This is a genomic window from Pseudomonas sp. FG1 (genome assembly GCF_034313875.1).
GTDB classification, from domain to species: Bacteria; Pseudomonadota; Gammaproteobacteria; order Pseudomonadales; family Pseudomonadaceae; genus Aquipseudomonas; species Aquipseudomonas veronii.
This window is the reverse complement of sequence record NZ_JAVIWP010000001.1, coordinates 3,141,325-3,167,304: the sequence shown is the minus strand read 5'-3', so window position 1 is coordinate 3,167,304 and position 25,980 is coordinate 3,141,325. Positions and strand designations below refer to the sequence as shown.

At 60.9% G+C, this 25,980-nt stretch carries 29 protein-coding genes; 14 read left to right on the top strand and 15 right to left on the bottom strand.

Translation table 11 applies throughout. From position 1 onward, the window contains the following. Window positions 1-43: 43 nt before the first annotated feature. The gene (locus RGV59_RS14675; protein ID WP_017849409.1) at window positions 44-1,255 is read left to right on the top strand and encodes a pyridoxal phosphate-dependent aminotransferase; all 1,212 of its coding nucleotides are present in this window, start codon (window positions 44-46) and stop codon (window positions 1,253-1,255) included. 304 nt (window positions 1,256-1,559) lie between these two features. Next, the gene (gene htpX / locus RGV59_RS14670) at window positions 1,560-2,447 is read left to right on the top strand and encodes a protease HtpX (protein WP_017849408.1); all 888 of its coding nucleotides are present in this window, start codon (window positions 1,560-1,562) and stop codon (window positions 2,445-2,447) included. Window positions 2,448-2,518: 71 nt separating this feature from the next. On the opposite strand, the gene RGV59_RS14665 is transcribed toward htpX, so the two are convergent. Then, window positions 2,519-3,175 carry a thiopurine S-methyltransferase gene (locus RGV59_RS14665; RefSeq protein ID WP_017849407.1) on the bottom strand — a complete coding sequence of 219 codons (657 nt, stop codon included), beginning with the start codon at window positions 3,173-3,175 and terminating at the stop codon, window positions 2,519-2,521. A 102-nt stretch (window positions 3,176-3,277) separates the two neighbouring features. Between RGV59_RS14665 and RGV59_RS14660 the strand changes: the two genes are divergently transcribed. Further along, entirely contained in the window at window positions 3,278-4,045 is a 768-nt protein-coding gene (locus RGV59_RS14660; protein ID WP_104903642.1) for a DODA-type extradiol aromatic ring-opening family dioxygenase, read from the top strand. A gap of 190 nt (window positions 4,046-4,235) precedes the next feature. On the opposite strand, the gene RGV59_RS14655 is transcribed toward RGV59_RS14660, so the two are convergent. Together RGV59_RS14655 and RGV59_RS14650 are read right to left on the bottom strand one after the other, a co-directional pair. Next, on the bottom strand, window positions 4,236-5,231 hold the full coding sequence (locus RGV59_RS14655; RefSeq protein ID WP_260473877.1) for a hypothetical protein: 996 nt from the start codon (window positions 5,229-5,231) through the stop codon (window positions 4,236-4,238). A gap of 367 nt (window positions 5,232-5,598) precedes the next feature. After that, on the bottom strand, window positions 5,599-7,272 hold the full coding sequence (locus RGV59_RS14650) for a DEAD/DEAH box helicase (RefSeq protein ID WP_046486437.1): 1,674 nt from the start codon (window positions 7,270-7,272) through the stop codon (window positions 5,599-5,601). 423 nt (window positions 7,273-7,695) lie between these two features. On the opposite strand from RGV59_RS14650, the gene RGV59_RS14645 reads away from it, so the two are divergent. Then, window positions 7,696-8,487, top strand: a complete 792-nt coding sequence (locus RGV59_RS14645) for a crotonase/enoyl-CoA hydratase family protein (RefSeq protein ID WP_017849507.1) — start codon at window positions 7,696-7,698, stop codon at window positions 8,485-8,487. Window positions 8,488-8,604: 117 nt separating this feature from the next. Here the strand turns inward: RGV59_RS14645 and RGV59_RS14640 are convergent, their stop codons facing one another. Beyond that, window positions 8,605-9,360, bottom strand: coding sequence for a spermidine synthase (locus tag RGV59_RS14640; protein WP_017849508.1), 756 nt, complete (start codon window positions 9,358-9,360; stop codon window positions 8,605-8,607). 125 nt (window positions 9,361-9,485) lie between these two features. Here RGV59_RS14640 and RGV59_RS14635 point away from each other — a divergent pair, with 125 nt between their 5' ends. Beyond that, window positions 9,486-10,832, top strand: a complete 1,347-nt coding sequence (locus RGV59_RS14635; RefSeq protein WP_126585905.1) for a class II 3-deoxy-7-phosphoheptulonate synthase — start codon at window positions 9,486-9,488, stop codon at window positions 10,830-10,832. Between the two features lie 31 nt (window positions 10,833-10,863). Here RGV59_RS14635 and RGV59_RS14630 read toward each other — a convergent pair whose 3' ends face one another. Together RGV59_RS14630 and RGV59_RS14625 are read right to left on the bottom strand one after the other, a co-directional pair. Continuing rightward, on the bottom strand, window positions 10,864-12,087 hold the full coding sequence (locus RGV59_RS14630) for a winged helix-turn-helix domain-containing protein (protein ID WP_126585904.1): 1,224 nt from the start codon (window positions 12,085-12,087) through the stop codon (window positions 10,864-10,866). Window positions 12,088-12,132: 45 nt separating this feature from the next. Then, window positions 12,133-12,339: a DUF1127 domain-containing protein gene (locus RGV59_RS14625; protein WP_017849511.1), complete on the bottom strand. Its 207-nt coding sequence runs from the start codon at window positions 12,337-12,339 to the stop codon at window positions 12,133-12,135. 70 nt (window positions 12,340-12,409) lie between these two features. Here RGV59_RS14625 and RGV59_RS14620 point away from each other — a divergent pair, with 70 nt between their 5' ends. Next, complete coding sequence (locus RGV59_RS14620; RefSeq protein ID WP_032805034.1) at window positions 12,410-13,291, top strand: LysR family transcriptional regulator; 882 nt, start codon at window positions 12,410-12,412, stop codon at window positions 13,289-13,291. Here the strand turns inward: RGV59_RS14620 and RGV59_RS14615 are convergent. Next, window positions 13,281-14,030 (bottom strand): sulfite exporter TauE/SafE family protein, encoded by a 750-nt coding sequence (locus RGV59_RS14615; protein WP_046385336.1) that lies wholly within the window; start codon window positions 14,028-14,030, stop codon window positions 13,281-13,283. The two genes, RGV59_RS14620 and RGV59_RS14615, sit on opposite strands and share 11 nt — an antisense overlap. A 108-nt stretch (window positions 14,031-14,138) precedes the next feature. Here RGV59_RS14615 and RGV59_RS14610 point away from each other — a divergent pair, with 108 nt between their 5' ends. The 3 genes from RGV59_RS14610 to RGV59_RS14600 all read left to right on the top strand — a co-directional run bounded on the left by RGV59_RS14610 (window position 14,139) and on the right by RGV59_RS14600 (window position 16,220). Then, the gene (locus tag RGV59_RS14610) at window positions 14,139-15,089 is read left to right on the top strand and encodes a LysR family transcriptional regulator (RefSeq protein WP_017849514.1); all 951 of its coding nucleotides are present in this window, start codon (window positions 14,139-14,141) and stop codon (window positions 15,087-15,089) included. 81 nt (window positions 15,090-15,170) lie between these two features. Then, on the top strand, window positions 15,171-15,623 hold the full coding sequence (locus RGV59_RS14605; RefSeq protein WP_026140352.1) for a MarR family winged helix-turn-helix transcriptional regulator: 453 nt from the start codon (window positions 15,171-15,173) through the stop codon (window positions 15,621-15,623). 177 nt (window positions 15,624-15,800) lie between these two features. After that, a complete protein-coding gene (locus tag RGV59_RS14600) occupies window positions 15,801-16,220 on the top strand; it encodes an organic hydroperoxide resistance protein (RefSeq protein ID WP_010211852.1) in 420 nt (139 codons plus the stop codon). Between the two features lie 151 nt (window positions 16,221-16,371). On the opposite strand, the gene RGV59_RS14595 is transcribed toward RGV59_RS14600, so the two are convergent. Both RGV59_RS14595 and earP read right to left on the bottom strand, forming a co-directional pair. Next, window positions 16,372-16,944, bottom strand: coding sequence for an elongation factor P (locus RGV59_RS14595; protein ID WP_017849516.1), 573 nt, complete (start codon window positions 16,942-16,944; stop codon window positions 16,372-16,374). A 49-nt stretch (window positions 16,945-16,993) separates the two neighbouring features. Beyond that, window positions 16,994-18,127, bottom strand: coding sequence for an elongation factor P maturation arginine rhamnosyltransferase EarP (gene earP, locus RGV59_RS14590; protein WP_322246979.1), 1,134 nt, complete (start codon window positions 18,125-18,127; stop codon window positions 16,994-16,996). A 132-nt stretch (window positions 18,128-18,259) separates the two neighbouring features. On the opposite strand from earP, the gene RGV59_RS14585 reads away from it, so the two are divergent. Both RGV59_RS14585 and RGV59_RS14580 read left to right on the top strand, forming a co-directional pair. Continuing rightward, window positions 18,260-18,628, top strand: a complete 369-nt coding sequence (locus RGV59_RS14585; protein WP_017849518.1) for a hypothetical protein — start codon at window positions 18,260-18,262, stop codon at window positions 18,626-18,628. Between the two features lie 12 nt (window positions 18,629-18,640). Next, the gene (locus tag RGV59_RS14580) at window positions 18,641-19,129 is read left to right on the top strand and encodes a GreA/GreB family elongation factor (protein WP_126585901.1); all 489 of its coding nucleotides are present in this window, start codon (window positions 18,641-18,643) and stop codon (window positions 19,127-19,129) included. 6 nt (window positions 19,130-19,135) lie between these two features. Here RGV59_RS14580 and cysB read toward each other — a convergent pair whose 3' ends face one another. From cysB to RGV59_RS14555, 5 genes are all read right to left on the bottom strand, one after another. Next, the gene (gene cysB, locus RGV59_RS14575; protein ID WP_017849520.1) at window positions 19,136-20,110 is read right to left on the bottom strand and encodes an HTH-type transcriptional regulator CysB; all 975 of its coding nucleotides are present in this window, start codon (window positions 20,108-20,110) and stop codon (window positions 19,136-19,138) included. A gap of 104 nt (window positions 20,111-20,214) precedes the next feature. Then, on the bottom strand, window positions 20,215-20,715 hold the full coding sequence (locus RGV59_RS14570; protein ID WP_046384242.1) for a universal stress protein: 501 nt from the start codon (window positions 20,713-20,715) through the stop codon (window positions 20,215-20,217). A gap of 70 nt (window positions 20,716-20,785) precedes the next feature. Then, a complete protein-coding gene (locus RGV59_RS14565; RefSeq protein ID WP_017849522.1) occupies window positions 20,786-21,703 on the bottom strand; it encodes a 5'-nucleotidase in 918 nt (305 codons plus the stop codon). Between the two features lie 15 nt (window positions 21,704-21,718). Continuing rightward, the gene (locus tag RGV59_RS14560) at window positions 21,719-22,672 is read right to left on the bottom strand and encodes a putative 2-dehydropantoate 2-reductase (protein ID WP_126585900.1); all 954 of its coding nucleotides are present in this window, start codon (window positions 22,670-22,672) and stop codon (window positions 21,719-21,721) included. Continuing rightward, a complete protein-coding gene (locus RGV59_RS14555; protein WP_017849524.1) occupies window positions 22,669-23,055 on the bottom strand; it encodes a hypothetical protein in 387 nt (128 codons plus the stop codon). Before RGV59_RS14555 ends, RGV59_RS14560 begins: the two co-directional genes overlap by 4 nt. Between RGV59_RS14555 and RGV59_RS14550 the strand changes: the two genes are divergently transcribed. Then, complete coding sequence (locus tag RGV59_RS14550; RefSeq protein ID WP_046486449.1) at window positions 23,054-23,488, top strand: PilZ domain-containing protein; 435 nt, start codon at window positions 23,054-23,056, stop codon at window positions 23,486-23,488. The two genes, RGV59_RS14555 and RGV59_RS14550, sit on opposite strands and share 2 nt — an antisense overlap. A gap of 131 nt (window positions 23,489-23,619) precedes the next feature. Then, on the top strand, window positions 23,620-24,696 hold the full coding sequence (locus RGV59_RS14545) for a 3-deoxy-7-phosphoheptulonate synthase (RefSeq protein WP_017849526.1): 1,077 nt from the start codon (window positions 23,620-23,622) through the stop codon (window positions 24,694-24,696). A 70-nt stretch (window positions 24,697-24,766) separates the two neighbouring features. Here the strand turns inward: RGV59_RS14545 and RGV59_RS14540 are convergent, their stop codons facing one another. Further along, the gene (locus tag RGV59_RS14540) at window positions 24,767-25,048 is read right to left on the bottom strand and encodes a GNAT family N-acetyltransferase (protein ID WP_003189869.1); all 282 of its coding nucleotides are present in this window, start codon (window positions 25,046-25,048) and stop codon (window positions 24,767-24,769) included. Window positions 25,049-25,660: 612 nt separating this feature from the next. Here RGV59_RS14540 and oprI point away from each other — a divergent pair. Further along, window positions 25,661-25,912: an outer membrane lipoprotei OprI gene (oprI, locus tag RGV59_RS14535; protein ID WP_003172710.1), complete on the top strand. Its 252-nt coding sequence runs from the start codon at window positions 25,661-25,663 to the stop codon at window positions 25,910-25,912. The last annotated feature ends 68 nt before the right edge of the window (window positions 25,913-25,980 follow it).

Below are 25,980 nucleotides of genomic sequence, written 5' to 3'. Positions count from 1 at the left end.
GCTCCGCACCGTCTGGATCGTTCATTTTCAGGATCACATCGCCATGCAGGTCAGCAAATCGAACAAGCTCGCCAACGTCTGCTACGACATTCGCGGCCCGGTGCTCAAGCACGCCAAACGCCTGGAAGAGGAAGGCCATCGCATCCTCAAGCTGAACATTGGCAACCCGGCGCCCTTTGGTTTCGAAGCGCCGGACGAAATCCTCCAGGACGTGATCCGCAACCTGCCCACCGCCCAGGGCTACAGCGATTCCAAAGGCCTGTTCAGTGCGCGCAAGGCGGTGATGCAGTATTACCAGCAGAAGCAGGTCGAAGGTGTCGGCATCGAGGACATCTACCTGGGCAACGGCGTGTCCGAACTGATCGTGATGTCGATGCAGGCCTTGCTCAACAATAGCGACGAAGTACTGGTGCCGGCGCCGGACTACCCGCTGTGGACCGCCGCGGTGACCCTGGCCGGTGGCCGCCCGGTACACTACCTGTGCGACGAAGGCGCCGACTGGTTCCCGGACCTGGCCGACATCAAGGCCAAGATCACCCCGAACACCAAGGCGCTGGTCATCATCAACCCGAACAACCCGACCGGCGCCGTGTACTCGCGGGAAGTGCTGCTGGGCATGCTCGAGCTGGCGCGCCAGCACAACCTGGTGGTGTTCTCCGACGAGATCTACGACAAGATCCTCTACGACGATGCCGTCCACATCTGCACCGCCTCCCTCGCGCCGGACCTGCTCTGCCTGACCTTCAACGGCTTGTCCAAGTCCTACCGCGTGGCGGGTTTCCGCTCCGGCTGGGTCGCCATCTCCGGGCCCAAGCACAACGCCCAGAGCTACATTGAAGGCATCGACATGCTGGCCAATATGCGCCTGTGTGCCAACGTACCGAGCCAGCACGCGATCCAGACTGCGCTGGGCGGTTACCAGAGCATCAACGATCTGCTGCTGCCTCAGGGCCGCCTGTTGGAACAACGCAACCGCACCTGGGAATTGCTCAACGACATTCCCGGCGTCAGTTGCGTGAAGCCGATGGGCGCGCTGTACGCCTTCCCACGCATCGACCCGAAAGTCTGCCCGATCCTCAACGACGAGAAGTTCGTGCTCGACCTGCTGCTGTCGGAAAAGCTGCTGGTGGTGCAAGGCACCGCGTTCAACTGGCCGTGGCCGGATCACTTCCGCGTGGTGACCTTGCCGCGTGTGGATGACCTGGACATGGCCATCGGTCGCATCGGCAACTTCCTCAAGTCCTATCGCCAGTAACGACTATGACGCTGTACGACCTGGATCTGGTCGTACAGCGAGTATCTGGCAACACTTCTCTGCCCATTGCCCCGCTCCGCACTGCGTTTGCCCCTCTCCCAGCGCGTGCCCCTTATAATCAAAGGGCCGCGAGGCAACAGGAGGCTGATCAAGCGGGGCAATACAGGTGGGAAATTCCCTTCAAGACTCTACATTCAGGCTGTAGGACACAGTTTGAAATAGTCGCTCGGTTGAATCACCCCATGTCGCACCTTATATACCCCGCAGTACGCGACATATTTAGCATGAGGAGAACTCTACAACCATGATGCGCATCCTGCTGTTCTTGGCCACCAACCTGGCGGTCGTGCTGATTGCCAGCATCACCCTGAGCCTTTTCGGCTTCAACGGGTTCATGGCGGCCAACGGGGTTGATCTGAACCTCAATCAGCTGCTGATCTTCTGTGCGGTCTTTGGTTTTGCCGGCTCGCTGTTCTCGCTGTTCATCTCCAAGTGGATGGCGAAGATGAGCACCAGCACCCAGGTCATCACTCAGCCACGCACCCGGCATGAGCAATGGTTGCTGCAGACCGTCGAACAGTTGTCCCGCGAGGCCGGTATCAAGATGCCGGAGGTCGGGATCTTCCCGGCCTATGAAGCCAACGCCTTTGCCACCGGCTGGAACAAGAACGACGCGCTCGTTGCGGTGAGCCAGGGCATGCTGGAGCGCTTCTCCTACGATGAAGTCAAGGCGGTGCTGGCCCACGAGATCGGCCACGTGGCGAACGGTGACATGGTCACCCTGGCGCTGGTCCAGGGCGTGGTGAACACCTTCGTGATGTTCTTCGCGCGGATCATCGGCAACTTCGTCGACAAGGTGATCTTCAAGAACGAAGAAGGCCGCGGCATTGCCTACTACGTGGCAACCATCTTCGCTGAACTGGTGCTGGGCTTCCTGGCCAGCGCGATCGTGATGTGGTTCTCGCGCAAACGGGAATTTCGCGCGGACGAAGCCGGTGCCCGCCTGGCCGGCACCGGGGCGATGATTGCAGCCTTGCAGCACCTGCGCTCCGAACAGGGCCTGCCGGTGCATATGCCGGACAGCCTGACCGCCTTTGGCATCAACGGCGGCATCAAGCAGGGCCTGGCGCGCATGTTCATGAGCCACCCGCCGCTGGAAGAGCGGATTGACGCACTGCGTCGTCGCGGCTGACCGCTTGGCGGCTACACGGAAAGGGGCGATCTGATCGCCCCTTTTTTGTGGGCGCCTTGCCCGCCCAGGACTCAGCGCTTCGTGAGTCGGTAGACTCGCTCTTCCAGCCGGGTTACGCCGTCCTGAACGAACTTCCAGCTCTCACCCAAAACGTCCTGCTCCTCAAGCACTTCGAGGGCCCAGTGCGCCCCCAGCAGCGCCTTCACCTCATCATCGGTCACCGCAAACGGTGGGCCGGCCTTTTGCGTCTGGTCGTAGTCGAGGGTAATCAGCAACCCCTTGCAACCCGGCCCCAGAAGCGTATTGAGGTGCTCGGTGTAGCGCGCCCGCATCAGCGGCGGCAAGGCGATCAACGCCGCGCGATCATAAAGCGCCGTGCAATCGAGCAGCGCCTGCGCGTCCAGCGCGAAGAAATCACCGCACCACACCTCGATCACATCCGCCTGGTACACCTTGAACACGCCGCGTTGGCTGATACGCGGTATCAGCCCCTGCTCACTGAAGAATGCCTCAACCGCCTGCTCCGACAGCTCTACCCCGAGCACGCGACAGCCTTGACTGGCCAGCCACACCAGATCCAGGCTTTTGCCACACAAGGGCACCAGCACCTTTGCCCCCTGCGCGACAGCCAGCTGCGGCCAGTGCCGTTGCAGATAGGGGTTGACCTCGGGCAAGTGAAAACCGATCTGATTACGCGCCCAGCGCTCCCGCCAAAACTGAGAATCCATACATCACCCTAAAAATTCGATCAAAAGGCGCTAAAACTTATATTAGATTTAGATCATTGACCTGGTTGAAGATGGGCCATGTTAACCCTGAGGGCCCTTCTAATGCTCCCCACTCTGTTTATCTCCCATGGTTCGCCCATGCTCGCCCTGCAACCCGGCGCCAGCGGCCCGGCCCTGCAGCGCCTGGCGGCTGAACTGCCACGGCCGAAGGCGATTGTGGTGGTGTCGGCGCATTGGGAAAGCCAGGAATTGCTGGTCAGCGGCAACGCCGCACCGGAAACCTGGCATGACTTCGGCGGCTTTCCGGCCGAGTTGTTTGCCGTGCAATACCCGGCGCCGGGCGACCCGCAATTGGCGCGCGACATTGTCGAGTTGCTGCACGCCGATGGCTTGAATGCGCGCATCGATGAGCGCCGTCCCTTCGACCACGGCGCCTGGGTGCCGCTGTCGCTGATGTACCCGGCCGCGGATATCCCGGTGGTGCAGGTGTCCTTGCCCAGCCGTATGGGCCCTGCCCTGCAGACCCGGGTCGGACACGCCCTCGCCAGCCTGCGCGAACAAGGCGTGTTGCTGATCGGCTCCGGCAGCATCACCCACAACCTCGGCGAACTGGATTGGCACGCCGGGTCCGAAAGCATCGAGCCGTGGGCGCGGGCGTTTCGTGACTGGATGGTGGACAAGCTTGCCGCCAACGACGAAGCCGCGCTGCACGATTATCGCCGCCAGGCGCCCAACGCCGTGCGCAGCCATCCCAGTGATGAACATTTACTGCCGCTCTACTTTGCGCGGGGTGCCGGCGGCGACTTCAGCGTGGCGCACCAAGGCTTCACCATGGGCGCGCTGGGCATGGACATCTACCGCTTCGGCTGACGCACATCCCGATGCGCGGGCAAACCCAGATTGAGGGCCGCCCGTAAAGCGAGCGCGGCCCAAGAAGAAAACCCGGAAATCCTCACCTGCGTGGGCCTTCCGGGTTTTTGCATCGCCAACCTTTTCAAGGGGCTCGACTCTAACAGGCGTAGCGTTGAGACGCTTACTCAGGCTCTATCAACAGCGCACTTCAGGCTTTCTTCTCATAACCTGCGCCCTGAAAAGAGAATTGTATTTCCTGACCTTTACCCGCTTCGCTGATCACCCGCTGCAGTCCCACCATCGAGTTCTTGTACCGGCCATAGAGCCCGTCACTCTTGATTTCACCCACCCTGACATTGCCCTTATCGTCTGTAGTAAAGGGGGCGGAGAAACTACCGCGAGTAGGCGCGATCTGCGAACTTCGGTCTATTTTCGCGCCGTAATGTTCGACGAAGCCTCTGTCTCTGCCAGCCAAGGCAAACTTCTGATCGACATAAATATCTTTGACATGCTGCTTGGGGCCCGGCATGTCGGAATCGGTAACATCCTGAATAACCCCCCTCAACTTATGGGCATCCTCAGGATCTCGTTCTACCGTGAGGTTATATTTATTCCCAAATTTAAAATCTACCAATGTGCTGTTACTGGCGCCTTTTCCCCCATCAAACTCGGGGCGGCCTTGTGGCGCTTTGAAATGCTCACCGTTTCCAGAAAACACAATCAGCGCCTTGCCATCCCCGCGCGGCTGCATCCCAATATAGCCCCGGCCAAGAGGCCGACCTTGTGCATCATTGACGCCAAACTGCATCGCATAATAAATCCCTGCGTCCTTGCTTCCTTTTCGTTGAAGGCCTTCGTCGATACTCATTGGAAACGTAATGTTACTCAACCCAGCGCCAGGCGCGGACAGCGAGTAACTCAGGCCATACAGCCCATTGGGCGATGTGGCTACCTTCTTGATTTCCAGTTTTGGATCGCTAACTTTATTAAGCGTTGACGTCGTGGTCGCAGACGCTACAGGCATGGATGGCGTATTTCTTCTTGAACGAGCAGCCGCGGCATCCGAAGCGAGTGCGCGCTCGGTCCACGGCAAACCGTGCTCGCGTGTTGGCTCTCGCGCCTGATTAACAGGCGGTTGGCTGGGAGGATAAGTCGCAGGCTCAGGCATTGTTTGTGGAAACAACTGTGAATTATTAATACGCATAACAGCCACAGCTCCTTTCTGGAAAAATCAATCAATAGCCGTCAAGCCCGGCGCCTATCCCTCGACACGGTCACAAGCGAACCGTTCCAACTTGAACAACTGACGAGAGCAGATTGAGAGCGTTTTTTACCCTTGAGCGATGCAACTCAGGTTTATCCGCCCCCGTCACTTGATAGTAAAAACTTTACGCAAAGCCGGCTGCCAGAAAGGCCGCTCAGAAACTCAGACTTTTCCTAAACCCAATAAGATCAGTAGCTGACCGTTATGGCCGACCACCCCACGACGATCCGCGCCAATTGCCGGGCAAAAAAAATCCCCGAACCAGTCGGGGATTTTTTTAGGTGCGATCAATCAGCCCAGGGGCGGATCAATCTTCGCGGTAGCGACGCAGCTTGAGCTGCTTACCGGCAACGCGTGTGTCTTTCAGCTTGGTCAGCAGTTTTTCCAGACCGTCTTCCGGCAGCTCCACCAGGGAGAAGCTGTCACGGACCTGGATGCGACCGATGGCTTCACGTGCCAGGCCACCCTCGTTGAGGATAGCGCCCAGCAGGTTCTTGGCCGCGATACCGTCACGCGCGCCCAGCGCGGTACGGCAGCGAGCACGACCTTCAGCCAATGGCACCGGAGCGCGACGCTCACGATCACCACGCTCAGGACGGTCGCCGGAACGCTCTGGACGATCACCGCGTGGCGCGTTGTTCGGTACCAGTGGGCGTTCTTTCTCGATGGCCGCCAGGGTCAGGGCCTGACCGTTGGTAGCTTTGCGCAGCAGGGCTGCAGCCAGGGCACGTGGGGTGCAACCGATATCGGCGGTCAGGCGGTCCAGCAGGTCACCGTGGGTCGATTCAGCGTCAGCCACCAGTGGCGACAGGCTGTTGGTCAGTTTCTTGATGCGTGCATCGAGAACGGCCTGGGCATCCGGCAGGCGGACTTCGGCAACCTTCTGACCGGTCACACGCTCTATCACTTGCAGCATGCGGCGCTCACGCGGCGTCACCAGCAGCAGTGCGCGACCTTCGCGACCCGCACGGCCGGTACGGCCGATACGGTGAACGTAGGACTCTGGATCGTAAGGCATGTCAACGTTGAACACGTGGGTGATACGTGGAACGTCGAGGCCACGAGCAGCTACGTCGGTCGCTACAACGATGTCCAGACGGCCATCCTTGAGGGAGTCGATCACGCGCTCACGTTGGTTCTGGGCGATGTCACCGTTCAGCGCAGCGGCTTTGTAGCCTTTGGCTTCGAGGGCACTGGCCAGGTCCAGGGTCGCTTGCTTGGTACGCACGAACATGATCAGCGCGTCGAAGTCTTCGACTTCCAGCAGGCTCAATACAGCCGAGGTCTTCTGGTCAGCGTGAACCAACAGGTGAGCCTGTTCGATCGCGGTAACGGTCTGAGTCTTGGTCTGGATCTTCACGTGTTGCGGATCGCGCAGGTGGCGTTCGGCAATGGCACGGATCGACTGCGGCAGGGTGGCCGAGAACAGCACGGTCTGACGGGTCGGTGGCAGTGCCTTGAAGATGACTTCCAGGTCATCCATGAAGCCCAGCTTCAACATTTCGTCAGCTTCGTCCAGAACCAGGTGGTTCACGGTCGACAGGACTTTCTCGTCACGACGCAGGTGGTCGCACAGACGCCCCGGAGTGGCGACAACGATCTGTGCGCCATTACGGATAGCCTTGAGTTGCGGGCCCATCGGCGCGCCGCCGTAGACGGCCACAACGGTTACGCCTGGCATTTGCTTGGCGTAGGTTTCAAAAGCGGTTGCTACTTGCAGCGCCAACTCACGAGTTGGCGCCAGGATCAGGGCTTGCGGTTCGCGCTTGGCAGGATCGATGCAGTGCAGGATAGGCAGGGCGAACGCGGCGGTTTTACCGGTACCGGTTTGCGCCTGGCCAATCATGTCGTGGCCGGCCATGATGATCGGGATCGATTGCTGCTGAATCGCCGAAGGTTCTTCGTAGCCAGTCGCAATGACGGCAGCAAGAATGTTCGGGTTAAGATTAAAAGCGGCGAAGCCGCCGGTTTCCTGGGTCATGGGTCTGCCTCTAAGTGCATCCGCAAAGACCCATGCTCCAAAGCTGCGCATGCCGTGTTGAGACTCAAGAGTCGCCCTGGCTGCTTTGTCGGCGGGGATTTGCGAAAACGAATGAATGAAAAAGATTCGTCAAGGAAGAGTCCGCTGTGCGGACGTGCAGCCGAAGCTGACTTCGGGGAATTGCGCTACCTAAACGCGGCCCGGTTAAAGGCCGGCGCGCACTATACCGGAAATAGCTGAAAAAGGGAGCTTTTTTTATCGCAAAGCACCGATAAACCGCACTGCGTCACCGCCTTTGCGCAGATGGGCTCCAGGGTCTATTTTTCAAGTGCCCGGCCCTGTTGGCTGAAACGCTTAAACGGTTCATCCGCACACTCGGCCCCTTTGGTCCGAAACCCCTTACTGCGCCCGAGGGCACACCCGATGAATCAAGCCAGCAGCAGCCTCGTCAGCCGTGAACTCCTGGGTCATGTCCTGTTGTTGGGCCTGGATCGGGTCGCCAAGCGCAATGCCTTTGATCTGGATCTGCTCAACGCACTGAGCCTGGCCTATGGCGAATTTGATCGAAACGACGATGCGCGGGTGGCCGTGGTGTTCGCCCACGGCGACCACTTCACCGCCGGGCTGGACCTGGCCAACGTCAGCGCAGTGATGGCCGGAGGCTGGCAACCGCCACCGGGGGGCTGCGATCCCTGGGGCGTGTTCGCCGGCCCTCGGGTCGGCAAACCGGTGATCGTCGCCGCTCAGGGCTACTGCCTGACCCTTGGCATCGAGTTGATGTTGGCGGCGGATATCAATCTCTGCGCGAGCAACACCCGCTTCGCGCAGATGGAAGTACAACGTGGGATCTTTCCATTTGGCGGTGCGACGTTGCGCTTTCATCAAATAGCAGGCTGGGGCAACGCCATGCGCTGGCTGCTCACCGGCGATGAGTTCGATGCCCACGAAGCCCTGCGCCTGGGGTTGGTGCAGGAAGTGATGGCCAGCGAAGACCTGCTGCCGCGCGCCATCGAACTGGCCAGCCGCATCGCGCGCCAGGCGCCCCTCGGCGTGCAAGCCACGTTGATGTCGGCCCGCCTGGCGCGCTTGGAGGGCGAAGCTGTCGCGGCCGCGGCGTTACCGCCGCTGGTCGCGCAATTGTTCAACAGCGAAGACGCCAAGGAAGGCGTGCGCGCCATGCTCGAGAAGCGCCCGGGGGTATTCAGGGGAATTTGAGTTGGCCGTGCCGCAGTCATCGCGAGCAAGCCCGCTTCCACATCGACCGCATTCCTTCAGGATGTGCTCGGTCAAATGTGGGAGTGGGCTTGCCCGCGATGACGCCCGTTCAGACAACTAGGTTGCCGGCCGAATCGCCTTGATCAATGGCTGCAACGAATAGCCCAATCGCGGTGCCAGCGCTTCGGCGCGGGCCGAGAGCGCCGCAGCGTCCAGCGCCTGATCCAACTCCGAAGGCACCAGCAGGATCACATTGCCCTCCTTCACCGGCAGCTCCCAATAATGCCGGTGATACAACCCGCGCAGCAGGGCCGCACCCAACGGCTTGCCGTCGTCGGTGGCCCACTGGTTGATCACCAGCCAGCCGCCGGGGTTGAGCTTCTTCTGGCAGTTTTCCAGGAAGGTCCAGGCCAGGTGCCCGACGCCGGGGCCGACATCGGTGTACAGGTCGACGAAGATCAGGTCGGCCGTTTCGGCGGTCTCGAGCAATTCCAGAGCATCGCCAATGCGGATGTACAGGCGCGGATCGTCGTCCAGCCCCAGGAACTCAATGGCCAGGCGCGGCACTTCGGGGCGCAGCTCGATGGCTTCGACATCCTCCAGCGGCAGGAACTTGAGGCACGCCTGGGTCAGCGTGCCGGCGCCCAGGCCGAGGAACAACGCGCTTTCCGGCTGCTCGTGGCACAACGCACCGATCAGCATCGCACGGGTGTAGTCGTACTCCAGCCAGCTCGGGTCGGCGGTGAACACGCAGCTTTGCTCGATGGCGTCGCCAAACTCGAGAAAACGGTAATCGGCCACTTCGAGCACGCGGATCATGCCGAAGTCATCATGGACCTCGGCCAGCAGGCGCTCGACACGCTCCTCGCTCATTTACAACTCCTAACGGGTTCACCCCAGGGCAAAGGCGCGATTGTCGGCCAACCGGCGGCAACAGGTCACGCACTAATTGCTGATAACATTGGCGCCCGACCGTCAATCACCCTATCGAGTCCACGATGAGCCAACCCTGGAGCCCCGACAGCTGGCGCGCCCTGCCGATCCAGCAACAACCCCAGTACCCGGACGCTGCACACCTGTTACAGGTGGAGCAGAGCCTGGCCAGCTACCCGCCGCTGGTATTTGCCGGGGAGGCCCGCGAGTTGCGCCGCCAGTTTGCCGAGGTGACCCAGGGTCGCGCCTTCCTGCTGCAAGGCGGCGACTGCGCCGAGAGTTTTGCCGAGTTCTCCGCCGCAAAAATCCGCGACACCTTCAAGGTGCTGCTGCAGATGGCTATCGTGATGACCTTCGCCGCCGGCTGCCCGGTGGTGAAAGTCGGGCGCATGGCCGGCCAGTTCGCCAAGCCGCGCTCGTCCAACGATGAAACCATCGATGGCGTCACCTTGCTGGCCTACCGTGGCGATATCGTCAACGGCATCGGCTTCGACGAAAAAAGCCGCGTGCCGGACCCCGACCGCCTGCTGCAGTCCTACCACCAGTCCACCGCCACCCTTAACCTGCTGCGCGCGTTCGCCCAGGGCGGGTTTGCCGACCTGCACCAGGTACACAAGTGGAACCTGGACTTCATCGCCAACTCCGCACTGGCCGAGAAGTACAGCCAGTTGGCGAACCGTATCGACGAAACCCTGGCCTTCATGCGCGCCTGTGGCATGGACAGCTCGCCGCAACTGCGCGAAACCAGCTTCTTCACCGCCCACGAAGCGCTGCTGCTCAACTACGAACAAGCCTTCGTGCGCCGCGACAGCCTGACCAACGACTACTACGACTGCTCGGCCCACATGCTGTGGATCGGCGATCGCACCCGTCAGTTGGACGGCGCCCACGTCGAGTTCCTGCGCGGGGTACACAACCCGATCGGGGTCAAGGTCGGCCCGAGCATGAACCCGGATGACCTGATCCGCCTGATCGACATCCTCAACCCGGACAACGACCCCGGCCGCTTGAACCTGATCGCGCGCATGGGCGCCAACAAGGTCGGCGACCACCTGCCGGCGCTGCTTCGCGCCGTGCAGCGTGAGGGCAAACAGGTGCTGTGGAGCTCCGACCCGATGCACGGCAACACGATCAAGGCCAGCAGCGGCTACAAGACCCGCGACTTTGCGCAGATCCTCGGCGAGGTGAAGGAATTCTTCCAGGTACACGAGGCCGAAGGCACCTATGCCGGCGGGATTCATATCGAGATGACCGGGCAGAACGTCACCGAATGCATCGGCGGCGCGCGGCCGATCACCGAAGATGGCTTGTCGGACCGCTACCACACCCACTGCGACCCGCGGATGAATGCCGATCAGTCGCTGGAGCTGGCGTTCCTGATCGCCGAGACGTTGAAGCAAGTAAAACGGTGACACCATTCGGTAGGCGCGAGCAAGCTCGGGCCTACCGTGATGTGAGCATCGCCGCCCTTAATCGGTCGGCACTCGGCCGTGGGCAATTGAGCTGCACCTGTTCGAGCCCCAGCCAATCGGCCATTTGCCGCAAGTTCAGCGCCAGCGCGCACATCCCCTCCTCGTCCAGCCCCGGCGTTTCTTCATGCACCGCATGCACGGCCAGGCGGCCGTGGGCGCGTTCGGCACACAGGTCGACGCGCGCGGCGATCCGCTCGTTGTGCAGAAACGGCAGCACGTAGTAGCCGTACACCCGCTTGTCCTGCGGCGTGTAAATCTCCAACCGATAACGGAAATCGAACAGCCGCTCGGTGCGGCTGCGCTCCCAGATCAGCGAATCGAACGGCGACAACAGCGCGCTGGCCGACACCTTGCGCGGCACTTTCGGCTCCGGCAGGCAGTAGGCCGGCTGCTTCCAGCCCTGCACTCGGCACATCAGCAATTGGCCGTCTTCGACGAGTTCGGCCAAACGGCTGCGAGTGTCGGCAGGCTCCAGGCGGAAATAATCGCGCAGATCTTTTTCGCTGCCCACACCCAGCGCAGTCGCACTGTGCAGCAGCAAACCGCGCTGAGCCTCGGCCTCGCTCAACGGCGCCTGGTGCAGCCGGTCGCCGGGGATGACGCGCTCGGGCAAATCGTAGAGCCGCTCGAACCCGCGCCGACCGGCAACCGTGACCAGGCCAGCGGCGAACAGCCATTCCAGCGCGTGCTTTTCATCGCTCCAGTCCCACCACGGACCGGCGCGCTCGGCGCGGGTCGACAGACTGCCTGCACCCAGGGCGCCCTGTTGTTCGACAGTGTTCAACACGCGCTGGATGATGGCCTGCTGCTCGCGACCAAAACGCGCCATCTGCGCGTAGATCCCCTGCCCTTGTCTTGCCCGCTCCATGCGCCAGCGCATCAAGGGGTACAGCGCCATCGGCAACAACGAGGCCTCATGCCCCCAATACTCGAACAACGAACGCTGTCGGCCCTGGCTCCAGGCCGCCTGCTCAAGCAGTGACGGGGCGTACTGACCCAGGCGGGAAAACAACGGCAGGTAATGGGAGCGCACCACGGCATTGACCGAATCGATCTGCAGCACGCCCAGGCGGTCGATCAAGCGGTTGAGGTGTGCGGCCTTGATCAATGCAGGCGCCTGGCGCCCGGAAAAGCCCTGGGCGGCCAGTGCCATGCGGCGCGCTTGCTTGAGGGAAAACGACAGGTCGGCGGGCATGGGCATCTCCGTATGAACGTGCCGACCACCCTACTGCATCCTCGGTCATTTTCGCAGTGGGTCTTCCCAGAAATGCCGATGGGCTTCGTGCTCCACGTCAGCGCGGCTCAGCCCGATATCCTTGAGCGCCGCATCGCTCAGCGTGGCCACTAACCGACGCTCGTGCCGCAATACCTGCCACCGCGCAATTGCTTGGAACAGCCCGGAAAGCGGCCGCTTCGTCCATCCTGCACAACCTGTTTGACCTTTCATCTTCTCGCCCTCCCTTGGGGATGACGCGAGTGTGTGCCGGCGGCTATGATCAATCCAACAAATGTTTCTTATGAAATACATCTCAGGAATTGATCAATTGGCTGCCTACCCAAGCATCGACACCGACGTGCTGCGCACCTTCGTCGCCATCGCCGACCAGGGTGGGTTTACCCGCGCCGGCGAGCAGGTCAACCGCACCCAATCGGCGGTCAGCATGCAAATGAAGCGCCTGGAAGAAGACGTGCTGCAGCGCAAACTGTTCGAGCGCGACGGCCGCCAAGTGCGACTGACGCCGGAGGGCCAGGTGCTGCTGGGGTATGCGCGGCGCATCCTGAAACTGCACAGCGAGGTGTTCAACACCCTGCGAGAACCGCATATGGTCGGGCTGGTACGCATCGGCACCCCGGACGACTATGTGATGCGCTTCCTGCCGGGGATTCTCAAACAGTTTTCCAAGGCCTACCCGCTGATCCAGATCGAGATGCACTGCGAGGCATCCACCGTGCTGATGCAACGGCGGGATCTGGCGTTGACGGTGATCAGCCGCGAACCCGGCAATGATATCGGCGAGCTGTTGCGCACCGAGCGCGTGGTGTGGGCGGCGGCGCCGTGTTTCTGCGTGGACGAGCACGACGCCCTGCCACTGGCGATGTCCGGCGCCGATTGCCTTTACACCCAGTGGGCGCGCACCTCACTGGATACCGTCGGGCGCAATTATCGCCTGGCCTACAACAGCACCAACGGGGCGGCGATCCAGGCCGTGGTCAGCGCCGGCCTGGCAGTGATGGTCAGCATGGAAAGCCTGGTGACGGATGACCTGCGCGTGCTCGGCAGTGACGAGGGTTTCCCACCCTTGCCGTCGATGAATCTGCGCTTGTTACGCAACCCGCTGATGACGTCACCTATCACCGAATGCCTGGCGGAGTACATCATCGACGGCTTCAAACCTTAAACATCAGCATCACGGCGCACACCACCAGGAAACCGCAGAACAAACCGCGCAACAGGCGCTCCGGCAGAGCGTGGGCGACTTTTACACCCCAACTGATGCTGAGCAGGCCACCGACCGCCAGGGGGATGCCGATCATCCAGTCCACTTCGTGGTGCCAGGCGTAAGTGACAAGAGTCACCCCGGTGCTGGGCAGCGCCAAGGCCAGGGACAAGCCTTGGGCCACCACCTGGGTGGTGCCGAACACACTGGTCAGCACCGGCGTGGCGACCACCGCACCACCGACACCGAACAAACCGCCCATAGAGCCGGAGACCGCGCCCAACACCCCGAGCCACGGCCAGGCATGGCGCATCTGTGCCGTCGGCGGCGCATTGCGGGTGAACATGCGCAGCAGGTTGTAGGCCGACAGCGCCAGCAGAAATGCGATAAAGCCGACACGCATCGCGCCGGCGTCCAGGCCCACGGCCCAGATCGAGCCGAGCCAGGCAAAGCTGAAGCCCATCACCCCCAGCGGCAGCGCGTGGCGCAGTTCAATGCGATTACGCTGGTGATAACGCCACAGCGCGAGCATCACGTTGGGCACCACCATCACCAGCGCGGTGCCTTGGGCGATCTGCTGATCGAGGCCGAACAGCACGCCGAGCACCGGGATGGCAATCAACCCGCCGCCAATGCCGAACAGGCCGCCCACCGTGCCCAATGCCGCGCCCATAACCAAGTACATCGCTAAATCCAACACCACGCATTACTCCACAATCCCAAGCCTTGCATGCTACGCAGTCCGCTCTGGCGCGGATACGCACAGCAACGCACAATGGCTGTGCCAATCCCGCATAAGCGTCGACCGATGAACCCGCATATCCTCACCGACCAACTCAGCCTGTTTCTCGATGTGCTGGAAACCGGCAGTTTTTCTGCCGCCGCGCGTCGCCATCCGCTGACGCCCTCCGCCGTGGCCCGGCGTATCGACAGCCTGGAAAGCTCGGTGGGCAGCCGCTTGTTCCAGCGCAGCACCCACGCGGTGCTGCCGACACCGGCCGGCCTGGCGTTCGCCGAACGCGCGCGGCGCATCGTCACCGAGTTGCAATTGGCGCGGGCGGAAGCGGTGTCCTTGAGCCATGCGCCGGAAGGCTTGATTCGCGTGGACGCACCGGCGGCGTTCGGTCGACGGCATCTGGCGCCGGTGATCGCCGACTTCCTGAATGTCTACCCGGGGCTGGATGTACACCTGCATTTGATCGACAGCTTCGTGGACATGCAGGGCGCGCACTTGGGCAAGGTCGATCTGGTGCTACGTGCCGGGCATATCGTCGACACCCGGCTGATCGCCACGCCGCTGGCCAGCATCGTGCGAATTGCCTGTGCCAGCCCGGCCTACCTGAAAAACCGTGGCACGCCGACCCATCCGCGAGACCTCAGCGAACACGACGGCCTGGACTGGGATGGCCTGGCGCCGATGTTCGCCTGGCGCTTCGAACTGGACGGGCGTCGCGCCACCTATCGCCCGCAACGCATCCGCATGAGCGCCAACAACGCCGAAGCCCTGCTCTCCGGCGCCCTGGCCGGCCTGGGTATCGCGCACCTGCCCACCTGGCTGGCGAGTGAATACCTGGTCCGCGGCGAACTCTTGCCCCTGTTTTGCGAAAACGGCCTGCCCAGCCCGGAAACCACCGGCATCTATGCGCTGCGCCTGGAACAACAGCCGAACGCACGTAGCCGCTTGTTGCTCGAATACCTGAAATCGCGCTTCAGCCCAGTGCCGCCCTGGGACCTGGCACTGCAAAGCGGATTGGTCTGACCCCCCGGACAGAATTACCTGGCGCATTAAAGATTTGCCCGCTAGATTCCAGCCCAGATACGCTTTTTTTGAGGCAGCACCATGAGCAAAAATCCCGATCCTTGCCAATCCCTGTTGCTGGATAACCAGCTGTGCTTCGCCCTGCACTCCACTTCATTGCTGATGACCAAGGTCTACAAGCCGCTGCTGCAAGCCCTTGGCCTGACCTATCCGCAGTACCTGGCCATGATGGTGCTGTGGGAAGAGGATGGCTTGACTGTCGGCGAAATCAGCAGCCGCCTGCTGACCGATCCCGGCTCCCTGACCCCCCTGCTCAAGCGCCTGGAAGCCGAGGGCCTGCTCAGCCGCACGCGCAGTCGCGAAGACGAGCGGGTGGTGGTGGTGGAACTGACCGACGCTGGCCGCGCCTTGCAAGACAAGGCCAAGGGGATTCCTCAGTGCATCCTCGGCGCCAGCGGCCTGGAGCTGGAGCAACTGCGCAAGCTGCAAGCTGATTTGATTGCGTTGCGGGGCAATCTGCAAGGCGCGGTCTAAACACACCCAAGCCCCATACCTGCGGAGGGGGCAATCCCCTCCCACAGGTGGTTTTGAGGTGCCCTTACGAAAAAATCCTGAAATTTATCTTGCGCACTAAACATTAGCGCTATACATTCATCTCACCAACTACTTAGCGCGCAAATATTTAGCGCAAAACCACAAGAGGGCAACACCATGCAAACGCTCTATACCGCAGTAGCCACCGCCACCGGCGGCCGTGATGGTCGCGCCGTTTCCAACGACAACATCCTCGACGTCAAACTCTCCACCCCCAAGGAACTGGGCGGTGCCGGCGGTCAGGCCACCAACCCGGAACAACTGTTCGCCGCCGGCTACTCGGCCTGCTTTATCGGCGCACTGAAATTCGTCGCCAGCCAGACCAAACGCAAAATTCCGGATGATGCGTCGATCACTGCCCATGTCGGCATCGGTCAGATCCCGGGTGGCTTCGGTCTGGATATCGACCTGCACATCAGCCTGCCGGGCCTGGCCCAGGACGACGCGCAAAGCCTGGTCGACGCTGCCCACCAAGTCTGCCCGTACTCCAACGCCACCCGCGGCAACGTCGATGTGCGTCTGCACGTCACCGTCTAACCCGCGCGGCTCGCCAACGACACGCCGCCAGCCACGTGCCGGCGTTGCGGCAAGCATCGGATGAGCTGAGGCAATACTTGAAGTGACAGGTAAACGCCCACAAAAAAGCCCGACTCAAGGTCGGGCTTTTTTCGTACCGGTGGGGCCAGAATTACTTCTTGGCGCGACCTTTGTACGAACCGCCTTCACGGGTGTCGATCTCGATCAAGTCGTCGATTTCGATGAAATCGGCCACTTGCAGTTCGGTACCGTTAGCCAGCTTGGCAGGCTTCATGACTTTGCCCGAAGTGTCGCCGCGAGCGGAACCTTCGGTGTAGGCAACCTTACGCACGATGGTGGTCGGCAGCTCTACGGAAACCAGACGGTCTTCGAAGAAGATAGCTTCGCAGACGTCGGTCATGCCTTCTTCGATGAACGGCAGAACGGCTTCGATATCTTCAGCGTTCAGCTCGTACATGGTGTAGTCGGTGGTGTCCATGAACGTGTAAGCGTCGCCGCTGATGAAGGACAGGGTCGCTTCTTTACGGTCGAGGATCACGTCGTCCAGCTTGTCATCAGCGCTGTAAACGGTTTCGGTCTTGTAACCAGTCAGCAGGTTTTTCAGCTTGGTCTTCATGATCGCGCTGTTACGGCCCGACTTGGTGAACTCAGCTTTCTGAACCAACCAAGGATCGTTGTCGATACGGATTACCATACCGGGTTTCAGTTCTTTACCAGTTTTCATTGCGTATATCCGAAATTTGGATGGGGTTTACAAAAATCAAGGTGGCGTATCATATCCAACTTTCATAAAACTGTACCAGCGCCGTCGCAAGATCCGCCTGCAAGGCCTGTTCCAGACACCATGTTTCGGCATGTGCAGCCACTTCCGGCCAGTGTTCCAGCAGCATTTTCCACGGCTGGGCCATATCGCCCTCGGTGTTCCAGGCCTGCCAAAGCGCTACCACTGCGGCTTTTGCCGCCGGCGAGAGGGCTGCGGTGTACAACTCCAGAAAGGCGTCGAGCTTGTCCAGGTGGATGTCTTCGTCCTGGCGATAGATGTGCCACAGCAACGGGCGCCCGGCCCATTGGGCCCGCACGAACGAGTCTTCGCCGCGCACGGCGTTGAACTCGCAACACCACAGCAGGCGGTCGTATTGCTCCTGGCGCACGAACGGCAGCACCTGCACGGTCAGGGCGTCGCGCTGATGAGTATCGCCCGCCGCCAGCCGGTCCACGCCGAGCCAGCGCTGCACATCGCCGAGGATGCGCCCTTCCGGCACCAGCAGATGAGTGGCGCGCCCGTCCGTCGCCAACACGTCCAGCCAACCGGCAAGCGCGGCATTTTCGTAGGCAAACAGCGACATCAGCCGCGCACCGGTTGCGGGAAATACGCCCAGGCTTTGCAGGAAATTTTTCTGAGCGCCAGCATCCTGCTGAAACGCCTGACGCTGTTGCAGCAACCCCGCCTCACGCAACAGGCCACCGGTGCCGGGCCGGAAGCCGGGAAAGAAGAAGTACTTCTGCACCCCCTTGAACTTCACCGACGGCAGACGATGGCACCCCACCACCCAGTCCTCGGCACTCAGGTAGTCCAGGTTCATCCACAACGGCGCGTGCTCGCGCGCGGCCATCGCGTCCATGTAGTCAGGCGGCAGCTGGCAGGCAAACGCGGCGATCACCACATCCGCCGATGGCGTGGCCGACCACTGCGCCGGCCAATGGCGCACGTCGACGCCCTCTTGCCATTGCTGCTCCAGCCGTACATCAATCTCCGGACACATGCGTTCGAAGGCCCGCAGGTCATCGACCCACAAGCGCACGTCACAGGCGTGCTCCACCACCAATTGCCGGGCCAGACGCCAGGTCACGCCAATGTCGCCGTAGTTGTCGACGACGCTGCAAAAAATATCCCAGCGGGCTTTCATTCCGGGCTCCCACGCTCAAAGGCTCGATTGTCCGCATAAATGCCCCGATGCAGAAGGCTTGATCGCGATTATTCTGCACGGTGGCTGTGCGACAATCGCCGCCACGCCGTAAATGCCTGCCAGGAGGCCGCCATGTCTGACCGTCCGCTGTCGTTGTTCAAGCTTTGTCTCGCTATCGCCCTGGGCGTGTGGCTGGGGTTTATCGCGATTGCGCTGACCACCTGGCTGGCGTCGCGCTATCTGTTCCCGCAGAGCCTGGCGCCGGTCGCCCAGGCCGTCGAGCAACTCGGCAAGCCCGCGCCGGTCGCGGTGGAACCGCCGAACCGTCTGTTCGAGCAGTATCAAGAGAACCTGCGCAAGCAGGAACAACGGCAGAGCCTGGATCAGGCGCGCAACAATGCGCGCAACCTGTCCAACCCCAAATGCCAGTTCTGGCTGCAACAGGACCAGAACGCGCCCAATGAAAAGAGCAAGGCGAATGTCCTGCAATTTTGCGAATGATCAAGCCCAACCATGAATAAACACGCCGTCCTCCAGTTGATCCTGGAAAAACTCAGCGTCGACCTCGACATCGCCCAGCGCGCCGCGCAGACCGCCTACGAAACCGCGACCCACGAAGAAAACATCGCCGAAAACAAATACGACACCCTCGGCCTGGAAGCGTCTTACCTGGCGGCCGGGCAGGCCAAGCGGGTGGAGGAAATCAAGCAGTCGCTGGCGCTGTGCCAGAACCTGCAACTGCAACTGCGTGCATACGATGAGCAACGGGGGATAGAAGTCGGCGCGCTAGTGGGCCTGGAGGACGAAAACGGTCGCCAGCAATGGTTGTTCCTGGCGCCGGATGCTGCGGGTTTGAAAGTCGATGTGGTGGGGCAACCGGTCACCGTCATCACCCCGCGCTCGCCCCTGGGCCACAGCCTGCTGGGCAAGTTCGAAGGCGATGAGGTGGAAATCCTGGTGGAGGGCGCCCGGCAACACTTTACGGTGACCGAGGCCCGCTGAAACCACTCAGTGGACGGGCAGTTCTACGCCGTCGAACAACTCTTCCAGTTCCTGCTTGTTGTGGCACTGGATCGCCTTGGCCATGACTTCGCGTGTCAGGTGCGGGGCGAATTTCTCGATGAAGTCGCACATGAAACCACGCAGGAACGTGCCGCGACGGAAACCGATCTTGGTCACGCTGGACTCGAACAACTCGCTGGCGTCGAGCACGACCAGGTCTTTATCGAGCTGGGTATCGACCGCCATCTTGGCGACGATCCCCACGCCCAGGCCCAAGCGAACGTAAGTCTTGATCACGTCGGCGTCGGCGGCGGTGAACACCACTTTCGGCGTGAGGCCGCGGTGGCTGAAGGCTTCGTCGAGCTTGGAGCGGCCGGTAAAGCCGAACACATAAGTCACGATCGGGTATTCCGCCAGGGCTTCCAGGGTCAGCTTCGGCAGCTTGGCCAGCGGGTGGCCTTGCGGCACCACCACACAACGGTTCCAGCGATAGCACGGCATCATCACCAGGTCGCCGAACAACTCCAGCGCCTCAGTCGCAATCGCGAAATCGACGGTGCCGTCGGCGGCCATTTCAGCGATCTGCATCGGCGACCCCTGGTGCATGTGCAGGGCCACGTCCGGGTATTGCTTGATGAAATCGCGGATCACCGGCGGCAACGCATACCGTGCCTGGGTGTGGGTGGTCGCGATCGACAGGGTGCCCTTCTTCTCGTTGGAGAATTCCTGGGCGATCTGCTTGATGCTTTCGACTTTGCGCAGGATCTCGCCGGCGGTGGTGATGATGCGCTCACCGGCCGGGGTGACGCGTGTCAGGTGCTTGCCGCTGCGGGCGAACACTTCGACACCCAGCTCGTCTTCGAGCAGGCGGATCTGTTTGCTGATACCCGGTTGCGAGGTGTACAGGCTTTGAGCGGTAGCGGAAACGTTGAGATCGTGGTGCGCCACTTCCCAGATGTAGCGCAGTTGTTGAAGCTTCATATGTATCCCTCAAAGCAGATAGACGCCACGGGTATCAGCGACGGTATATAACTATATTAAAGGTTAGATGGATAAATCTAGAACTTTTTATCTATCACTCCCCCTCACACGTCATCACTGCGTCGACGTTGTAACGATGGCACCAGGTAAACCGGCACCGGAGACAGCTGCAACACCCGCGCGGCAGTGCGCCCAAGGGGTGTGGCCGCGGCCGTTGCGTGGCTATGACTGCCTACGATCAACAAATCCACGGAAAGTTTACGCAACTGGTCGAGAATCACCTCGCACGGGTCACCCTGGATCACCCGCACCGAGTGGATCAGTTGCAAGTCTTGCGCGCCGTCCCCCAGCTCCTCGCGAAAACTCTCAAGGACCCGCTGCTCGATCGTCGCCATCACTGTGCTCAGGCCCTGGCTCTGCCATTCATTCAGGGCCTTTTCATCAAGGTAGCTTTGCAACACCGATTCGGCGAACAGCCCGATGGGTTCGACCACATGAATCACCGACAGCTCAGCCTTGAACGTTCGCGCCAGCGCCAGCGCATGTTGCATCACATAAGGCGCATACAGACCAAGGTCCGTGGCATACAGCATCGAACGGATCATAAAACCTCCTGGACTGCCAGGATGGCGGAGATTGAATGAGCTTAGCAGCGCCTCGGGGATTTCGACTGACTTAGCTCGGCGTCTGAATCTTCACCTCATTACTGATGCCATGGGGCACATGCCCGGTGGCCACCACCTCCCTGGCTTTCTCGCAATGGCCGGCCTGGTCGTCGAAAAAAACGTCGGCGGCGAACGCCTCCAGGAACGCGGATTTCTCCAGGCCGCCGAGGAACAACGACTCGTCCAGGCGGATATCCCACTCGCGCAGGGTGCGGATCACCCGCTCATGGGACGGCGCCGATCGGGCGGTGACCAGGGCAGTACGGATCGGGCAGGCCGCGTCCGGAAACTCACGCTGCAACAGGTTCAGCGCCGCGAGGAAGCCCTTGAAGGGGCCGCCATGCAACGGCTGGCGCGCCGATTCGCGTTCGCTGGCCTGGAACGCTTCCAGCCCGCCCTGTTGGTAAACGCGCTCCGACTCGTCGGAAAACAACACCGCATCGCCATCGAATGCGATCCGCAGCTCCTCGCTCGATGCACGGCGTGCGCCGCCCGACAGAATCGTCGCCGCGGCGAACCCGGCATCGAGCGCACTGCGCACATCGTCAGCATGGGTCGAAAGAAACAGATGGCAACCAAACGCCGCCAAATAAGGATATGGACTACGCCCTCCTACGAAAGCGGCGCGGGAAATATCCAACCCGTAATGCTGGATCGAATTGAACACGCGCAGGCCGGTGTCGGCACTGTTGCGCGACACCAGCACCACCTCGACCCGGGCCCGGCCCAGGCTGGCGTTGAGGCTCAGCAGTTTTTTGACCAGCGGGAAGGCATCGCCCGGCTCGAGCGTTTCTTCTTCGTGCTCGATCTGGTATTTGCGGTAGGCCTCCACGCCTTGGGCCAGGTAGACCTTGTGGCTATCGCTCAAGTCGAACAGGGCCCGCGATGAAATCGCCAGCACCAGTTTGTCGCCCAATCCGTTTGCCATGGTGGTTCCCCCCAATCAGCGGTTATGCCGATCAATAAAACTCAAGGCCTGATACAACGCCTGCATGCGCGGCAGCTCGCAGCCAGCGGCCTTGGCGGCGGCGAGTGGGCGAGCGTAGATCGCCGCCAGTTCCAGCGGGCGTTTATGGATATGGTCGTGGTACATGCTGGGCAGGTAGTCGTCCATGCTTTCGGTCATGGTAAACATCTGCTCGGCATAGCTGGCCGGAATCTCATGACCGCAGGCGTGAGCGCCCTTCACCACTTCGGCCATCAGCGCCTGGATCAGTTCGCGGCTGGACTCGTCCGCCATCATCGCCGTGGTGCCACAGCCCAACAGCACGGAGAGACCATTATAAGGCACGTTCCACACCAGCTTGTGCCAGCGCGCCAGGTGTACGTTGGTCATGGCCTGGGACTCGATGCCGGCCTGATGAAACAACGCGGCGCCTGCCTCGACAATCGCCTTCTGGCGCGCTTCGTCGTTGGCGGCAGTGCCGCTGTGATAACCCAGGTTGACCCGGCCCAACGCCTGATGCTCGACGACGCCGGGGGCGGAACGGTGTACGCCGATATAGCACAGACCACCGAGCAGATGCAGGGACGCCGGCAAGTGTTCGCGCAGGCTGTCTTCGACGTCGAGGCCATTTTGCAGCAACACCACCTTGGCGTCGGGCGCCGCGACCTGGGCGATGGTCGGGGCCAGGTCGACATTGCCCGTGGATTTGGTGCCCACCAGCAGCCAGTCGCACGGCGGCATGTCGGCGGCGTGGGCGTAGGCCTGCACGGGGTTCAGGTGCAAGGTGCCATGCACGCTGCTATTGAGGCGCAGGCCACGCTCACTGACCGCTGCGTATTCGCTGCGCAGCAGGAAATGCACATCGAAGCCGGCGCGCGCCAGCATCAGGCCGTAGAAACCACCGATGGCGCCGGTGCCGATAATGCCAATGCGTGGCGACAATGCGGTCATGGCAAATCCTCTGGAGTGCGGGTAAGCGCTTGATGAATAGCGTCGGTAAGCTCGGAAGGTGTAAGACGTGTCTGTATCTGCCCGAAGAATTGACCCTCGCACACCACGAACAGCGCCGGCAAATGAAAGACCTGATAACGTTCCACCGCGCCGCCGTTGTGCCCGGCATCCACCCAGCACAACCGATCCACCGGCAACTGCCAGCCCGGTAGCTGCTGATGCGCCCAACGGCAACCGGAACAGCCCACGCTGGTAAACAGCACGAGCGAAATGCCTGGTAATCCCAGCAGTTGCTGGTCAATATCCAGGTCGGTCAATGCCTGCTCCTTCACTATACTGCTGCCACCGCCGTCGACTGGACGGTGCTCGGAGTCCGTGTACATGGGTCGTTTTTTACCTCATCCTGATGATGTCGCTGCCCTGTTGATCCAACGTCCCTCTCCCCCCATTCCCCGCCAACGCCTGCACACTATCGGCCTGGGCGGCATCGCCTGCAATTGCCCGCGTGCCTGGCGCCAGGGTACAGCGGTTGACCTGCATATCCCGTCCCTGGGCGCCGGGGCCCGCTACCCGGGCTATGTGGCATGGTGCCGCAAGGTAAAAGACGGCTATCGCGTCGGCATCTCGTTTACCGATGAACATGCGTTGTTCGGCGCACGCATGGGTGAGCAAGCATGCCGGATAGAGCGCTACTGCCGCCAGCACGAAGACGCCGAGTCGACGCCCGAGCAGTTCGAAACGATGGCCCGCGAGTGGGTGGCGCGGCACGCCGGTGAATTCTCCCATGAGGCGTTTGTAGCGCCGGCGCTGGATTAAAGCGGGCTTTGCCCATTGTCGCGGGCCTGTGTTACGCGCTAAGGTTCCTCCCCCCTGCATTCAAATCATGCTGTGCTCCGCCGCACGGGGATGGCTGGCGGCCGGCACCCGTGACCCTGACGAGTAACACGATGGCTGATTTACCGATCAACGACCTGAACGTCGAATCCAACGAGACCCTGATCACGCCCGATCAGCTCAAGCGCGAAATCCCCCTGAGCGACGCTGCCCTGCAGACCGTCACCAAGGGCCGCGAAGTCATTCGTGACATTCTCGACGGCACCGACCACCGCCTCTTCGTGGTAATCGGGCCATGCTCGATCCACGACCTCAAGGCTGCCCACGAATACGCCGAGCGCCTCAAGGCGCTGGCCGAAGAAGTGTCCGACACCTTGTATCTGGTCATGCGCGTCTATTTCGAGAAACCGCGTACCACCGTCGGCTGGAAGGGCCTGATCAACGACCCGTACCTGGACGACTCGTTCAAGATCCAGGACGGCTTGCACATCGGTCGCAAGTTGCTGCTGGACCTGGCCGAAATGGGCCTGCCCACCGCCACCGAAGCCCTCGACCCGATCTCCCCGCAGTACCTGCAGGACCTGATCAGCTGGTCGGCCATCGGCGCGCGCACCACCGAATCGCAAACCCACCGCGAAATGGCGTCCGGCCTGTCTTCGGCCGTGGGCTTCAAGAACGGCACCGACGGCGGCCTGACCGTGGCGATCAACGCGCTGCAGTCGGTCTCCAGCCCTCATCGCTTCCTGGGTATCAACCAGGAAGGCGGCGTCTCCATCGTCACCACCAAAGGCAACGCCTACGGTCACGTGGTATTGCGCGGCGGCAACGGCAAGCCCAACTATGATTCGGTCAGCGTTGCCCTGTGCGAACAGGCGCTGAACAAGGCCAAGATCAAGCCGAACATCATGGTCGATTGCAGCCACGCCAACTCCAACAAGGACCCGGCCCTGCAACCGCTGGTGATGGAAAACGTCGCCAACCAGATCCTGGAAGGCAACCAGTCGATCATCGGCCTGATGGTCGAAAGCCACCTGAACTGGGGCTGCCAGGCGATCCCCAAAGACCTGGCCGACTTGCAGTACGGCGTGTCGATCACCGATGCCTGCATCGACTGGGCAACCACCGAGAACACCCTGCGCAGCATGCACGCCAAGCTCAAGGACGTGTTGCCCCTGCGCAAGCGCAGCTGAACCTGATCCTGATCAGCGCACACAAAAACGCCGGGCTAAGCCCGGCGTTTTTCATGTTGCAGTTCATGCCTTACAGCTTGGCCGCATGGCGCTGGTGGCGCTCCATGTAGCGCTCGACGTAAGAGCACGACGGGATCACCGTGTAGCCGGCCTCTTCGGCGAACTTCAAGGCTTCCTCGGTCAATGCAGCCGCGATACCGCGACCTCGCAGTGCGTTGGGCACGAAGGTCCGATAGATGTCCAAGGTCTGCTTCCCGAGGTCCATATAGGTCAGGTAGGCACGATGACCGTCCACATTGGTCTCGAACTGATGACCAGCCTGGTCATGGTGGATGGACAACGCCTCGCTCATCACTACTCCTCGCGGGTCTTGGATTCTGACCCCTACCTTACCGATGTTTTTCCGGCGAAGGAACATCTACGCCACCCCGTGCCGGTTTCGACAACGAGAAAACCGTGAGCGCTCACAACCAGCACGTAGAGAATAGTAGGCGGCAATCCTGAAATTGCTCAAGACGCACTCGTCATCCCTGGGGCTGGCGGATATAGAAAGGGCCTCGATCAATCGGTGACCGAAAGCCTGAACATTGCCGGCAGTTGAAGCTTGAGACGAACAGGCGCTGTTAAAGTCACCTCTACATGCGCAAAAGATACAGGGTTTGGCAAAGTCAACCTGTACAAAAGTGTTAGCTTCAGTATATAAATTTTCATCTACTTACAAGGCTTGACACATGCGGGCCGGCCCTTTCAGGGCGCATGCATTCTTCAGCAGACTGCTAAAAATTGAACGCTTTTTATACAATTTCCCAAAAGATTAGCCAAAATAGATTCAGCACAGAAATTTTTTTTTGCTTCTTGCGCTACGTCAGTTTACTTACTACAAGTAATGAGTAGTATGTACGCCGGCTATTAGCTCACTCTGAGATAGTAGCTATCTTATAGAAAGTCCTTGAAGGGGAACACGATGAACAACGTTCTGAAATTCTCTGCTCTGGCTCTGGCCGCAGTTCTGGCTACCGGTTGCAGCAGCGTCTCCAAAGAAACCGAAGCTCGTCTGACTGCAACTGAAGACGCAGCAGCTCGCTCCCAGGCTCGTGCAGACGAAGCCTACCGTAAAGCTGATGAAGCTCTGGCTGCTGCTCAAAAAGCACAACAGACTGCTGACGAAGCTAACGAGCGCGCTCTGCGCATGCTTGAAAAAGCTAGCCGCAAGTAATAGTCCTTCGGGGTTGTTACCAAGCCGGTCCATTCTTGGACCGGCTTTTTATTGCCTGCGATTCGGTC

Coding starts and splice junctions, on each gene's coding strand:
- RGV59_RS14645 (WP_017849507.1), top strand. CDS start 7,696: ATGAATCAAGCCAGCAGCAGCCTCGTCAGCCGTGAACTCCTGGGTCAT.
- RGV59_RS14570 (WP_046384242.1), bottom strand. CDS start 20,715: ATGATCCGTTCGATGCTGTATGCCACGGACCTTGGTCTGTATGCGCCT.
- RGV59_RS14545 (WP_017849526.1), top strand. CDS start 23,620: ATGGCTGATTTACCGATCAACGACCTGAACGTCGAATCCAACGAGACC.
- RGV59_RS14660 (WP_104903642.1), top strand. CDS start 3,278: ATGCTCCCCACTCTGTTTATCTCCCATGGTTCGCCCATGCTCGCCCTG.
- RGV59_RS14600 (WP_010211852.1), top strand. CDS start 15,801: ATGCAAACGCTCTATACCGCAGTAGCCACCGCCACCGGCGGCCGTGAT.
- RGV59_RS14665 (WP_017849407.1), bottom strand. CDS start 3,175: ATGGATTCTCAGTTTTGGCGGGAGCGCTGGGCGCGTAATCAGATCGGT.
- RGV59_RS14610 (WP_017849514.1), top strand. CDS start 14,139: ATGAACCCGCATATCCTCACCGACCAACTCAGCCTGTTTCTCGATGTG.
- RGV59_RS14585 (WP_017849518.1), top strand. CDS start 18,260: ATGTCTGACCGTCCGCTGTCGTTGTTCAAGCTTTGTCTCGCTATCGCC.
- earP (WP_322246979.1), bottom strand. CDS start 18,127: ATGAAAGCCCGCTGGGATATTTTTTGCAGCGTCGTCGACAACTACGGC.
- oprI (WP_003172710.1), top strand. CDS start 25,661: ATGAACAACGTTCTGAAATTCTCTGCTCTGGCTCTGGCCGCAGTTCTG.
- RGV59_RS14555 (WP_017849524.1), bottom strand. CDS start 23,055: ATGTACACGGACTCCGAGCACCGTCCAGTCGACGGCGGTGGCAGCAGT.
- RGV59_RS14595 (WP_017849516.1), bottom strand. CDS start 16,944: ATGAAAACTGGTAAAGAACTGAAACCCGGTATGGTAATCCGTATCGAC.
- htpX (WP_017849408.1), top strand. CDS start 1,560: ATGATGCGCATCCTGCTGTTCTTGGCCACCAACCTGGCGGTCGTGCTG.
- RGV59_RS14635 (WP_126585905.1), top strand. CDS start 9,486: ATGAGCCAACCCTGGAGCCCCGACAGCTGGCGCGCCCTGCCGATCCAG.
- RGV59_RS14620 (WP_032805034.1), top strand. CDS start 12,410: ATGAAATACATCTCAGGAATTGATCAATTGGCTGCCTACCCAAGCATC.
- RGV59_RS14565 (WP_017849522.1), bottom strand. CDS start 21,703: ATGGCAAACGGATTGGGCGACAAACTGGTGCTGGCGATTTCATCGCGG.
- RGV59_RS14550 (WP_046486449.1), top strand. CDS start 23,054: ATGGGTCGTTTTTTACCTCATCCTGATGATGTCGCTGCCCTGTTGATC.
- RGV59_RS14560 (WP_126585900.1), bottom strand. CDS start 22,672: ATGACCGCATTGTCGCCACGCATTGGCATTATCGGCACCGGCGCCATC.
- RGV59_RS14640 (WP_017849508.1), bottom strand. CDS start 9,360: ATGAGCGAGGAGCGTGTCGAGCGCCTGCTGGCCGAGGTCCATGATGAC.
- RGV59_RS14605 (WP_026140352.1), top strand. CDS start 15,171: ATGAGCAAAAATCCCGATCCTTGCCAATCCCTGTTGCTGGATAACCAG.
- RGV59_RS14630 (WP_126585904.1), bottom strand. CDS start 12,087: ATGCCCGCCGACCTGTCGTTTTCCCTCAAGCAAGCGCGCCGCATGGCA.
- RGV59_RS14675 (WP_017849409.1), top strand. CDS start 44: ATGCAGGTCAGCAAATCGAACAAGCTCGCCAACGTCTGCTACGACATT.
- RGV59_RS14625 (WP_017849511.1), bottom strand. CDS start 12,339: ATGAAAGGTCAAACAGGTTGTGCAGGATGGACGAAGCGGCCGCTTTCC.
- RGV59_RS14540 (WP_003189869.1), bottom strand. CDS start 25,048: ATGAGCGAGGCGTTGTCCATCCACCATGACCAGGCTGGTCATCAGTTC.
- RGV59_RS14650 (WP_046486437.1), bottom strand. CDS start 7,272: ATGACCCAGGAAACCGGCGGCTTCGCCGCTTTTAATCTTAACCCGAAC.
- cysB (WP_017849520.1), bottom strand. CDS start 20,110: ATGAAGCTTCAACAACTGCGCTACATCTGGGAAGTGGCGCACCACGAT.
- RGV59_RS14580 (WP_126585901.1), top strand. CDS start 18,641: ATGAATAAACACGCCGTCCTCCAGTTGATCCTGGAAAAACTCAGCGTC.
- RGV59_RS14655 (WP_260473877.1), bottom strand. CDS start 5,231: ATGCGTATTAATAATTCACAGTTGTTTCCACAAACAATGCCTGAGCCT.